The organism is Anaerobacillus sp., from assembly GCF_046314235.1.
In the GTDB taxonomy this organism is placed as follows: Bacteria; Bacillota; Bacilli; order Bacillales; family Anaerobacillaceae; genus Anaerobacillus.
In genome coordinates this window covers 134,379-147,128 of sequence record NZ_JBKBWN010000003.1, presented here as the reverse complement: position 1 = coordinate 147,128, position 12,750 = coordinate 134,379, and the positions used below count along the sequence as shown (strand labels likewise).

General features: G+C 37.2%; 12 protein-coding genes. 1 reads left to right on the top strand and 11 read right to left on the bottom strand.

The features are described 5' to 3' along the window. Nucleotides 1-18 precede the first annotated feature (18 nt). The 6 genes from ACK4M9_RS04820 to ACK4M9_RS04795 all read right to left on the bottom strand — a co-directional run bounded on the left by ACK4M9_RS04820 (nt 19) and on the right by ACK4M9_RS04795 (nt 8,088). Nucleotides 19-1,026, bottom strand: a complete 1,008-nt coding sequence (locus ACK4M9_RS04820; protein WP_409848465.1) for a sodium-dependent bicarbonate transport family permease — start codon at nt 1,024-1,026, stop codon at nt 19-21. A gap of 424 nt (nt 1,027-1,450) precedes the next feature. Then, nucleotides 1,451-1,876, bottom strand: a complete 426-nt coding sequence (gene msrB, locus ACK4M9_RS04815) for a peptide-methionine (R)-S-oxide reductase MsrB (protein ID WP_409848464.1) — start codon at nt 1,874-1,876, stop codon at nt 1,451-1,453. Then, nucleotides 1,869-2,408, bottom strand: coding sequence for a peptide-methionine (S)-S-oxide reductase MsrA (gene msrA / locus ACK4M9_RS04810; RefSeq protein ID WP_409848463.1), 540 nt, complete (start codon nt 2,406-2,408; stop codon nt 1,869-1,871). The genes msrB and msrA overlap by 8 nt, the downstream gene beginning before the upstream one ends. 203 nt (nt 2,409-2,611) lie before the next feature. Continuing rightward, the gene (locus ACK4M9_RS04805) at nt 2,612-5,752 is read right to left on the bottom strand and encodes an AAA family ATPase (protein WP_409848462.1); all 3,141 of its coding nucleotides are present in this window, start codon (nt 5,750-5,752) and stop codon (nt 2,612-2,614) included. After that, a complete protein-coding gene (locus ACK4M9_RS04800; RefSeq protein WP_409848461.1) occupies nt 5,749-6,900 on the bottom strand; it encodes an exonuclease SbcCD subunit D in 1,152 nt (383 codons plus the stop codon). Before ACK4M9_RS04800 ends, ACK4M9_RS04805 begins: the two co-directional genes overlap by 4 nt. A gap of 216 nt (nt 6,901-7,116) precedes the next feature. Beyond that, entirely contained in the window at nt 7,117-8,088 is a 972-nt protein-coding gene (locus ACK4M9_RS04795) for a YbgA family protein (RefSeq protein WP_409848460.1), read from the bottom strand. Between the two features lie 100 nt (nt 8,089-8,188). On the opposite strand from ACK4M9_RS04795, the gene ACK4M9_RS04790 reads away from it, so the two are divergent. Beyond that, nucleotides 8,189-8,668, top strand: coding sequence for a DUF1722 domain-containing protein (locus tag ACK4M9_RS04790; protein ID WP_409848459.1), 480 nt, complete (start codon nt 8,189-8,191; stop codon nt 8,666-8,668). Between the two features lie 26 nt (nt 8,669-8,694). On the opposite strand, the gene ACK4M9_RS04785 is transcribed toward ACK4M9_RS04790, so the two are convergent. From ACK4M9_RS04785 to ACK4M9_RS04765, 5 genes are all read right to left on the bottom strand, one after another. Beyond that, a complete protein-coding gene (locus tag ACK4M9_RS04785; RefSeq protein ID WP_409848458.1) occupies nt 8,695-8,901 on the bottom strand; it encodes a hypothetical protein in 207 nt (68 codons plus the stop codon). A 169-nt stretch (nt 8,902-9,070) separates the two neighbouring features. Continuing rightward, nucleotides 9,071-9,874 (bottom strand): nitroreductase family protein, encoded by an 804-nt coding sequence (locus tag ACK4M9_RS04780; protein WP_409848457.1) that lies wholly within the window; start codon nt 9,872-9,874, stop codon nt 9,071-9,073. 98 nt (nt 9,875-9,972) lie between these two features. Next, nucleotides 9,973-10,899, bottom strand: a complete 927-nt coding sequence (locus tag ACK4M9_RS04775; RefSeq protein ID WP_409848456.1) for a dipeptidase — start codon at nt 10,897-10,899, stop codon at nt 9,973-9,975. A gap of 38 nt (nt 10,900-10,937) precedes the next feature. Next, a complete protein-coding gene (locus tag ACK4M9_RS04770; RefSeq protein ID WP_409848455.1) occupies nt 10,938-12,509 on the bottom strand; it encodes a M2 family metallopeptidase in 1,572 nt (523 codons plus the stop codon). 36 nt (nt 12,510-12,545) lie between these two features. Next, the gene (locus ACK4M9_RS04765; RefSeq protein WP_409848454.1) at nt 12,546-12,701 is read right to left on the bottom strand and encodes a hypothetical protein; all 156 of its coding nucleotides are present in this window, start codon (nt 12,699-12,701) and stop codon (nt 12,546-12,548) included. Nucleotides 12,702-12,750: the final 49 nt, after the last annotated feature.

Sequence of the window (12,750 nt, the reverse complement as noted above, 5' to 3'; positions counted from 1 at the left end):
AACTAGTATTCTCCTTTCCTATAGATTAAAAACCACTTTTGCAAGAGCAATAAAGAGTGGGATGCAAACTGCTATTGAAACGGGCGTTCCCACGCTAGTAGAGGCACCAATATAAGCCGACGGATTGGCGGAAGGAATGGCTGCTCTCAATGTTGGTGGGCCAGATATATCAGAGCTTGAAGCCGAGATCACCGATAGCAGGATTACACCACCTGGGCTAAAACCGACAGTCGCATGAGCAATATATCCCAGGCCGAACGCCATTAATCCATGTAAAATGGGCGCAATAAAAGCATAAACTGCAAACAAGTACGCAACTCTTCGTAGCTCATTGAGACGTGAATAAGCCTCCATTCCCATGACTAGCAACAACACGGACAAAAACCCGCGGAAAAGCGGCTCATAAAAACTTTCCAGTACACTTTCCGATTTAGTGAGCAAGCCAAGGACCAAACCAAGAATAAGGGCGGATAAAGCAGAGCCGCGCAGACTTTCTTTGACAATTCCCCACACATCAACTTTACTGTCTTTACCTTCATTTTGTTTTTTTAGATGAATGTTGGCTAGAACAATAGCTAAAATGAGAGCTGGAATGTCCATAAACGGATAAAGCGCCGGAACCCAGGCTTCATAAACAATTGCATCTTCTTCAAGAAGGACCATAGCCGCTGCCAGTGTCGAGGCGCTCACCGCGCCAAATATTCCGGCAGTAGCAATACCGTCTTCTCGTTTAATACTTGGCAAAAAAGAAAAAACAAAACTTCCTAATAGTACGATTATTATACCAATGATAACAGTTGATACAGCGGGTAGGAACATGGCGCTCAGGTCGGCACCACGAATTTCGATACCGCCCTGGATCCCAATTTTCATCAAAAGCATGAAAACAATAAATTGGTAAATCGCATTAGGTATTTTCAGATTGCTGCCAAGGGCCGCAATCACCATACCGCCTATAAGAAACCCAAGTGTCGGGGATTGAAACTGCACGAGAATTCGCATCAAAAAATCAAATAAAAACTCCATCTGTCCAACTCCTTATTTGTGCTAAATATATTTGAGCTAAGGTTATATCTGCCGTTGACCTGTGAAATCACTGCAAATAAGAATATTTAAATGGATTTCAATTTGGATATTGGAATACGGTTATCATTTGTCAATTCCCTCTTCTATAAACAAAATATTTTTAACTTATAGTTTTACTGCCTTAATACCTCTTTTATAAACTCATAAATAAAAGTGTTTGCTTACGCAGTATTGGTCACCTAAGAGGGACGATCACTGAATGATCGTCCCTCTTAGGTGGTTATTCAATTGGCGGTATCGTACAGTGCAGAAAGTGAGTTTGGTGGTTTTTAGTATTTCTTATTCAACATAAGCTTTCGTAAGCACAATAAAGTTTGTCTAGTTTATAAATGCACTCGAAAACCTAACCCGTTTTTAATTAATTTTAGTTGGTAAATAAGTCTAAATATTCTCCATAACCCGCTTCAACTAATTTTTCTTTAGGGATAAACTGTAGGCTTGCGGAATTAATACAATAACGCAAGTGCGTTGGTGGCGGACCATCATTGAATACATGACCTAAATGGGAATCTGATTTCTTCGTTCGTACTTCTGTACGAATCATAAAATGACTTACGTCTGCTTTTTCGACAATTAGGTCGTCAGCAATTGCTTTAGTGAAACTCGGCCAGCCACATCCAGAATCGAACTTGTCTGTTGAGGAAAACAAAGGTTCTCCAGAGATGATGTCTACATAAATCCCGTCGTCTTTTTTATCCCAGTATTCATTTTTAAAAGGTGGTTCTGTACCATTCCGTTGGGTTACCTCATACTGGATCGACGTTAATCTTTTTTTTAGATCTTCACTCATCGTTTTCACCCTTCTTCCAATGTGTATTTATAAATCCAACACGCCCAGATCCAACACTATATAACGAATAATGAGTTGGATTTTTCTTATAGTAGTCTTGGTGGTATTCTTCACCGATGTAAAAAGTACTGGCTGGAATAATTGGTGTGACGATTGGCTTTGAAAAACGACCGCTTTCAGCTAGTTCTTGCTTTGATCGTTCAGCTTGTTCTTTTTGCTCTTCACTATGGTAAAAAATAGCTGTTTGATAGGATTGGCCTCTGTCGCCAAACTGTCCACCAGGGTCAGTAGGGTCAATTTGTTGCCAAAACAGCTGTAGTAACTTTTCATATGGATAGACATCAGAATTAAAGGTAATTTCTACTGCCTCATAATGACCAGTATTTTCCTGACAAACTTCTTTATATGTTGGATTCACTGTATGTCCGCCTGTGTAACCGACAACGACATCAATAATCCCTTCCTGCTCGTGAAACGGTTTCACCATACACCAAAAACAGCCACCTGCAAACGTTGCTTTCTCAATAGGCATATTACCATCCTTTCATTCGTTTTAGTTAGTTTATTATAGCAATTGTTCCCTTCATAATCTCAAACAATGCTCAGAGACTCCAGATTTATTCTGACTCCAGTCACTTTCCATTATCATTCAATAAATTTATAGGATTTTCATCTCATCTAGGTTTAAGAATCTAGAAAGGCTTGTGCCTTACTCACAAGCCTTTCTTTTCCATGTTAAACCGAAGCCGTATCGCCAAAATAGGAAACAACACTTCCAGCTTGTGTCGCCGCTACTTCGAAGCGGGCATCAATTCGTTCTTTTAGTTCAGGCACGTGAGAAATAATTCCCACTAGTCTTCCCGTACTTTGAATGTCAATTAATGTATCAATGGCATTTTCTAGAGATTCTGGATCTAATGTACCGAAACCTTCATCAATGAACATCGTTTCCATTGAGACACCGCCAGAAAAACTTTGAACAATATCAGCAAGGCCTAGTGCTAATGAAAGCGAGGCTTTAAAGCTCTCACCTCCTGATAATGTTTTTACATGACGTGAGCCGCCAGTATATTGATCGAAAGCTAGCAATTCTAAACCACTTTGCGCATTTCCTTTCGAACGTTCTGTTTTTCTTTGTAGCTGATAACGACCATTTGTCATTTTATTGAGTCTAGCATTAGCTGCTAATAAAATATCATCTAAAAATGCAGCTAAAACAAAGCGCTCAAACGTTACTCTGTACGTATTTTTCCCAGATGCGATATCTGCTAATTCGCCTACGGTTTTATACTCAGCTTCGACTGAGGCCATTTGTTTATTAATTGTTTCGATTGTTTCGGCGATATTCCTATTTGTTTGTGCCTTATGGTAAAGGATATTTCGCCGTTCTTGCAATCCAGCAATTTCAGCATTTATTTCTGTTAACTTTTCATTTAGACTTTCTAGATCTGGTTTCTCAATATCTTTTAAGCTTGACTCTAAATCGAGATAACGATCAGTAATCGATCTAAGTTCTTCGCGGTAAGCTTGAACATTCGCTTCTTTTTTGCGAATTTCCATCTCGGGTAATTTTACTTTACTATATTCTTCAACAGAGGCAAACCCAAGTTCCTGTAATTTATCTAAAAATAGTTGTCGTAACTCTTTTTGCCGTTCTGTTAATTCGGTAACAACCTTTTGGAGTGATGACATCGAGCCTTCTATAACAGCAATCTCTTGGTTTGTGTTTGTTACAGCTTTTTGAGCATCTTGTAACGCTCTTTCTAACTGTTTGAACTGTTCTTGTACATTGAACATTTGTTTACGAAATGCCTGTTCACTCCGTAAGTCCACTGGTAATGATTCAGTTAAGCGAGCAAGATCTCGGCGTTTTTCGATGAAGTTAGTATAAAGTTTTTCGTGTTCATCCTTACACGTTTCTAGACGATGTTTTACGTTATGAAGTTCCTTCGTACAATCACTAATTTCGCTTTCTATTCCTGTTGCTTTTTCTGTTTTTTCTTGAAGTTCATTTAGCTCGGCTTTTAGTTCTTTACAACGAAGCTGATAATGTTCCTCTAAATCTTCTAACGCAAATGATCGTAGTTGATGTGGGATATTCAGTCCTACATCATCTGCTAATTTGATCACTTGATCCATTTGTGTTTCAAATTTCGATTTTGCTTCAAAATAAAGCGCATCAACTTTAGCTTTTTCTTTTTCTAATGTTTTTACTTCTTTTTGGGTAGCTTTTAGCTGCTCATCTGTTGGCATATTTTCATGGATAACAGCTTTGTTTGGATGATCTAAAGATCCGCAAACCGGACATGAGCAATTATTTAATAAATTTTGTGCTAACAAACCAGCTTGCCCTTTATTCCATGACTCTAATAACAGTTCTAACTGTTCATTTTTTTCATTTAAAGCATCTTCTATATCTTCCCTGTCATCTTCTGTTGCAGAAAATTGTTTTTCAAAGGAGATTAATTGCTTTTTATTTTTCAGTAACTCCGTAACCCGCTCTAACATTCGCTCTTCTGTAGAAAGCTTTACTACCGCTTCAGCTTTATTAAGCTTTGCTTCGTTTATCACTTCTTTTTCTTTAGCTAATCGTTCGAGATTAACTTCAATAGCAGCGTACTGCTTTTCAAGATTTGTTTTTGTTAATTTAATGTTGTCTAATGCTGTACTTAGCTGATTTACTACTTTTTCGAGATTAGAGAATGAAAGAACATCCTTTTCCATAAGCTGTAAGCGACTAATTTCTTTTTGTACCGCTTCTCTTTCAGTTGTTCTTCCTTCCTCCGCTAGGAGACGTACTTGTTGCTCTTTCAAAACAGTTGTTAACTTAGCGATAAGCGCCTTAGCATTAGTTAACTCTTGAGCCTTTGTTACAACTTCTTTAGCTACTTCACTACTACGTTCTTCGTACTGGTGAGCGGTGTTTGCTTTTTGAGCTAGATCAATCGCTTTGATGAGTTGCTCAATCATTGGTTGCTGTGCTTCTAGCTGCTCTTTTTGCGCAGCTAATTTTTCCTTTGTATCCAGTTGCGCTAATATAGCATTTCCATGATGGATTTCTTTTTCAATCTGTTGCCGTTGTTCGCCTTTTGTTTCAATGGTCGTTGCAAAGTTCTTTAATGTCACTTCATCCTCTTTCACGACATTTTTTAATTCTTTTAAAAGTTCTATTACGTTAACATAATCCTCGGCTAATAGTGTTTCTAGCCTCTCATTTCCATCAGTTTGAATCCGGCTAATAAAGTTACTGCGCTCAAGAATACTTCGTTCAACTTCCTTTCTTAAGTTTGCCGCCTTCTCTTTTAGCTTTTCTTCAATGCTTTTATAGTGTTCAGTATGAAACAGCTTTTGTAAGATTTTTTCTTTGTCCTTACTATCAGAAACTAATAGTTTACGAAACTCCCCTTGGGGGATCATCATAATTTGGCGAAATTGATGACAATCAATCTTCATGATTTCTTGAATTTTTTCATCAACTTCTCTCACATTAGCTGCAAGAAGGCATTCATTTTCTCCGAGTTCATACAGTTCAGCCTTCGCTCCAATTGTTGTCGTTCCTTCGCCACGTGCTTTTTTCTTTTCTTGCTGCGGGCTTCTTGTTATCAAGTAACGTTTCCCCCTTAATTCAAAGGTAAGAGAAACTTCTGTGATCGTATCATCTTGTGTAAATTGGCTGCGTAGGTCAAAGCCACTTCGATCGTCGCCACTTGCTTTACCATAGATTGCAAAGCTGATGCCATCGAAGATTGTCGTTTTACCAGCACCTGTTGGTCCTGAAACAACAAACATTGCTTTTTCTCCTAATTTTGTAAAATCAACTTCCTGCTTTGTCGCATAAGGACCGAAAGCTTGCATTGTTAATTTTAAAGGCTTCATTTGCAGGCCACCCCCTTATTTCCCTCAACTGTTTCAATAATCTTAGTCAGAACTTCTTGTTTTTCATCTGTGAAGTTATTTGTTGTCATTTCTTGATAAAAATCGGTGAATAACTCCAAGCTCCCTTTTTGATTGCTTGCTTCAATTTGAAACAATTTATTTTTCTTTGCATCTCGTTGTTCTACTAATCGTTCTAGATGGAGAACGTTTGGATAGACTGCACGAAGCTTTCCAATTGGATCAATAAGCGCCCCTTCATCATGGAGCGAGATTTTCAAGTAGTCTTCAACTTGTTGAGATTGATAATAGTTTATATCTAACAATTCCTCTAAATGGCCTTCAATGATGCGCATGTCAAATTTCGGAGTTAGACTCTTATATGTAACAGTTGCAGTGCCTTTCTCATCTATTTCCACGATAGAAACCGATTTCTTTTGCTTTGCTTCTGAAAATGAATATTTCATTAATGATCCTGAGTAGTATACAGTAGGATGTGTGATCGCATTGGGACTATGAAGATGCCCCAGTGCCGTATAGTTAAATGGTGAGAAAACATCAGCACTAACGATCTCAGAGCCACCTACAGACAAACTGCGCTCTGAATCAGATTGCATGCCACCCGCGACAAAAGCATGTCCAATCATGACATTTGCTTCATTCGTATTTAGCGATTGTTCAATTTTATCGACCATTCTTCTCATCGCATCTTCATGAGTAAAAATCGTATGGTCATCTAATAAATAACGGATTGTTCCAGGTTCTGCATAGGGCATTAAATAAAAATTAACCCCATTGATGTGAACTGGTGTCGTTGTATTTATAGGTTTCCCTTCAATGTATAGGTTACTTTTTCGAAATAGCTGATTGCCAAAATGAATTCTTTCAGCACTATCGTGATTTCCGGAAATAGCTAATACCGGTATATTAAGCTCTGTTGTAATCGTATACAAAACGTCATGGAGAACTTCAACTGCCGCTGTAGGAGGGACAGAGCGGTCGTATAAATCACCAGCTATAATGACTGCGTCTGGTTTTTCTTCGGCTACTACTTTAATAAACTGCTGCAACATGTGCTTTTGATCTTCTGTCATGTGAATCCCATGAACTAGCTTGCCTAAATGCCAGTCAGCTGTATGTATAAACTTCAAATTGTAAGCCCCCTTAAATAATTATCAATGATAATTTTATTTTACCACGAAGAGGAACATATAGTCTGTTATGAGCATGAGAAAAAGCTGAGGAATCTATTCAGAACGATAACCTTACATAAACAAAAAAATGTCAGCTGTCACAACTTTACTATAAAGAGATCGGTATTCCCGATTAACTTTAGTAAAGTTGTGGTGAACTGACATTCAACCCATTTATCGATAATCTCGGCCTTTCCCTGAATCGCTAATTTCAATTAGTCGTTCTGGGTAGGGTTCAAAGTAGGTTTGTTTTAGTAAATATTCGTTGTCAAAGCGAAGCGCCCAAGATTTCAAAAGACTAGCAACACTACTTAACGGCACTTTCTTTTTTTTGTATTTGTCGATCATCGAAATAAAAAAATCTTTTTCCTTCACCGACAAATCTTTCGAGAAAAAGCCAAACAAATGCTGACTAACACTAATATTTGAAGTGTATTTCGGAAGCTTACTCAATAATTTATAAAGCTCTTTTTCATAGCATTCAAAGATCTCTTGTAGCGTTTTTTTCTCATGATTGCCAACAATGTTCCCTAATTTTTTTAAGATTGTTGGTTGATACGCCATAAACAAGTATTTATTTCTAGCATGAAATTCAACAAGATCAGCAAGTAGCCCTTCTTTTTTTAACTTTCGAAAAGAAGCGATCGTAAACAATTTCGTAAAGAAGTGCTCACGAATCGTAAAATTCTTTAAACGCCCCTCATCTTCGATTGCTAATTGAGCAAAACGTTGCTGGACTTTCGAACCAAATAAACCACTACTCGAGCGAACGACAGGTGATTTTTCTGCTCCTCCATACACCTTGACGTCATTTATTCCACAGCTTGGCGAACGATTTTTTAAAATGAAGCCATCAATTTCACCAACCTCGGCTAAAAACTGTTCAGAGAATTCATTCATTTGCTTTGTTAAATCTAACTTTTTGGCCGGTTGATAAAGCTGGTCACTTCCACTATTGTCAATAATCCGAATGACATCTCTTGGAACCCCTAATCCGATTTCCACTTCTGGACATACAGGAATAAACTGAACATAAGGCATTAAATTATGTACCGTTTGGTCACGAATAATTTCTCCATCATAGCGACATTCCTGAAACTCTAAACACTTGCTCACAACTACTTTCGGTTTAACGAACTCTGCCATCTTAGCCTCCATTGCCTATGTAAAAATACTATTCACTTTAATATTGCGTTATAATATATAAGGAAAGTCTCCATCATTATTTCCCTTAGGAGTCAATTATATGAAAAAGATTAAAATAGCAACCGAGAAGCTTTGGTCAAGAAACAAATATGATATTATGGCCAAGGGCTACGAAAACTACAGCTGTATAAAAAAGATGTTTAAGAACGCAGACAATAGTGATGATTACTATGCCATCTACGAAAAACTCGTTTTGATGCGGAAATTACCATATACAAAAAAAGCGATTGTTAATACGCTAGAGCATACTTGGGGGTACTTCAAAAAGAAAGCTTCTAAAGAAGAAAAACAATTATTCTTTCAACTATTAGAAGACCTTAAAGAATCTCCCCTTACATCGTTCATTTCTATGCCAAGCCAGGTTGAAAAAGTAATGACCTTGATTGTCCTATTAGCAGAAAAATACGAAGAAACTTACTTATTAAATTCGAATTTTTTATTCCCACAGCTGCTATGGAATGAAGTTCAGTTAAAAAAAGAAGTGTATCTTATCACCGCTTCATTTTATAAAAGTATATAGACTTAAAACTTATTGTTCTCATGATACTAGCGATCGAGCTTTCTATTAATTTCATCTAATAGTTTAATAACTTCAGAAAAACCTATGACAAACACACCACTAACAACCGCACTGATAAAGAACATTAGCCCTGAAATATCGTCGATCATGAGTACAAGGCCGAACATCCCTCCGCAAAAGATGGTTATTATCCCAATCACAAATAATAACCGGGCAATTTTGTTTTCCATCAAACTCACTCCTTTTTCTGTTTATTTAAGGCAATCAGCGACTCTCGGTAAGGAAGTTGATTAAAAATCCTATCCTAGTTTTTTCTACAAAAAAGACTGTAGATTATCATGTCTACAGCCTATCTCTAAATATATCCTAGCTAATTTTACCATAATATGAGTAAAAAGGAATTTATTGGCCCAATTTTCGAAAGATTACTACGTTATCCTCATGATTAAATTGCCAATTCCCATTAATGTTATGGTGTTTTGTAGCAACTTCAATATGTAACATGGCAATTCCTCTGTCTATCCCTTTTGGAACATTCGTCTCTTCATTTGGATTAGCTATTTTTATAGTAATCGACTCATCTTCCCCAATAATAAATTGTACAGATTGACGATTGTAGGCCGAAGGTGAAAGGCTTGCTGCAGATATAACTGAACGAAGCCACTCGGGCCACTGTTCTTCTGGTAACCCATCGACAATTTCCGTAACCGACTTACGTTTATGGTAGTCTCCGACTTGGTTCATCATCTTTTCGGTTAAGCTAAGATTTTTTCTTGCATAACCAACCGGAATAACCGCTACGACCTTTTCATTGTTGTCCAAGTTAACTTGTTTGCATGCAATTCCCTTATTAAAATGGCCACCAACCCAACAGGTAGAAAGACCGTGCGTAGCAGCTTCTAAAACGATTGCCTGACCGATAAAACCAGCCTTTTCAAAGCTGAAATTGCTATCTTCATTTAGTACTAAAGCAAAATAGGCGACAGCCCCTGTAATTTTGCCATAAGGCCCAACAGCGCCTACGAAAACTTCTTCTGGTGATTTCTCTATATAAACTAATCTCACTTCTTCATAACGTTCATTTAACTCGCTAATCACATTTTGTAATGAACTACTAACTTCTAATTCAATTTGTTTAGAAACATAAGTTCTTCTCGAACGACGAAGTTTGATTGCTTTAAACCAGTTTTCAAAACGTAAAGACATCACACACACCACCTTGCATATAACTTTCTTTTAAAATTATTATAGCATAGTTAATAGCAATGGAAATGTGTATTTGCGATAAATTCACAGAGTGGCAACTAGTCTTTTGGAATAAAATTTAAGAAGTTGTTATAAGCAAATCCCGCTACTTGTTCTTCAGTATAATACTTTAGGAGTTCATTAATCAGTAGTTGGTATTTAGAAGCATCTTCTAAATCCTTTACAAACTGTGCAATCCCATCGAAATCAGAGCCTAAGCAAATATGCTTCTCGCCACCAAGGGCACAAAAATGTTCAATATGACGGACGATGTCCTTAATCGAAGCAGTACCTGTTTCAGTAAGAAACGGTGGGTTAAAAACGATCCCGACTAATCCATTTTTCTTAAACATCGCCCTCGCTTGATCGTCGGACAGATTTCTTCGGTGTCCACATAAGGTAATCGAATTTGAATGTGTGGCGATAGGATAGTCTGCTAAATCCATGACATCCCAAAATCCTTTTACACTTAAATGCGAAACGTCAGTTAGAACTTGATGTTCATTATTTAGTTTAACAACTTCTATTCCAAAGTCTGATAATCCGGCACCACGACTTTCACCAACACCATCAGCTACTAAATTAGCGTTGTTCCACGTTAACCCGATCGATTTTACACCTAAGTTATAGAGATTTTTGAGTTTGTTTAAATCATTTCCAAAAGCATCTGCACCTTCTAATGTTAACATAGCGCCAATCTCGTCCTCGTTTAACAATCGAAAATCAGACCAATTCTCAATTTTCTTCATGCGCTCATGACGACCAATAACCTCAGTATGAAAAAGATCAATTTGCTCCAAAGCAACTTGATACTTCTCATCAGAAGGAAGCTCGGGTTCAATAAAAATTGCAAATAGCTGTGCAGCTACACCACCTTGTGATAAGCGCTCAAAATTTGTTTCAATGTCGCTACTATTCGTAAAAGAACGACTTCTATCTTCCCAAAGCTTTAATAAGGCGTCACAATGTGTATCAATAATTTTCATTTTTTCCACTCCCCCGTCGTTAGAAACTATTGGATTAATTACATAAATTGCTTAACAAAATGCTTAGGATTTAATTTTTCACCAGTTACTTTCTCAATTTTATCATTCCAATGAAAACGAGCACCATGAAAGAAGAACTGTTCCTTTAGAAAACTCCCTACTTCAGGTGTATACAATTGTTCTGAGACATTTGTTTCGATAAATTGTTGTAACTGAGACGCTGTAAGTTCTCCTAGCAAATAGTTCTGATAATACACAGGCGCAATTGTAAAATGTATTTTTGCTGCCCAATCCGGCTCGTTTCGATTTTCTGGAGGATTTACGAACTGAACCTCTTGAACGATCTTCCACCAAAGAGAGTTCAGATCCTGGTCAGGATTTTCATAAAGTTCCCTCTCAAAAAATACAAAAGTCATAATCCAACGAGCAGAAATTAGCATTTGTCTTTGAAGCATTTTCGCAAGTTTCGGAGTTAATTCTGCAATTTCCTTTTCTTCAATCCCAACGAATTTTTGTAGCCATTCTGGATATTTAGACATCCGCCCAAAAAACATCGCAATTCCTTCTGTGCTCAAAATATGAGCGTAGTTTCTAAGCATGAAAGGGAGATTGGGATCTACATATTTGTCATAAACAGCATGACCATACTCATGGAGCATTGTCGTCATCCAATATTCCGAATCATTGATGTTACATAACACTCGGATATCGCCTTCACGATTAATATTCGACATAAATGCATGCTGATTTTTTTTATCGCGTGGATATAAATCACTCTTTTCAAGGAGATCTGTTATCTCTAGTCCCATTGCTTCAAACGTGCGAACGGTAATTGCTTCAATATCCCTCCCTTCAAAATACTGATCCAAATTAAGGTCTTTTGACGGAGGAGCTTCTTGGAAGAAAGGATCACCGTAATGCCACGGACGAAGTTCAGCAACTGCGATACCAAACCGTTCAGCAAGCTCTTCATCCATTTCTGCTTTTACTTTTTTGAAAGCAGAATCTGATTGTTCCTTTAAAGACTTAAACATTGAAAAGATTTGATCACGATCTAATTCGTTTAATTGAAACGCCATATCATGATGATTATCAAAACCAAACTGCTTAGCAGCTTCATTCCGCATTTTTACAAGGGCTACTACCTTTTTAGCAACAACGCTGCCAATTTGCTTACTCGCTTCCCATGCTTCTTTTCTTTTCTCAAGATCATTGCTACTGATTAAAATTTGGCGAATTTCATTTTCTGATACCTTTTCACCGTTTATTTCTGCACGAAACAAATTAAACGTACTATTCAGTTCAGTGGAAAGCTCGACCATCCTTCGTAACACATCTTCAGGAAGTTGGTTTTCTACTAAGTTCGACAATAGTAACTGAAGCTGACGCTTATGTAATGGGTCTAAATTTTCCAAGGCTAAGTACTCTTTAACAGTCGTATATAGTTCACTATTACTGAAATAAGATTTTATCGCTACACCACGCTCAACAGTCGTTTGTTGCCACTTTTCATCGCCCGTTGTGGACGTATTCCAGCTAGCTTCTGCATACTCTCGGTATAATTTTGCGATAGTATGATTTTGTTCTTCTAAAAATTGCTGTAAAGACATATGTATCCCTCCAATATAATCAATCATAATGCCAAATTAGTTAAGCAAAATCATCCCTAAGTCCATCGATAAAAAGAAGTAAGCGATCATTGCCAATATCGCAACTCCAATAATAATTCTAACAAGCTTACTTATCACTTTAATAAATAAAAATATTCCAATAATTATTAGTAAAATCATCGGCCATTCCATATAAAAAACCTCCAATTTTTGCTATCAAATTTAAAACATTTATTCCAAA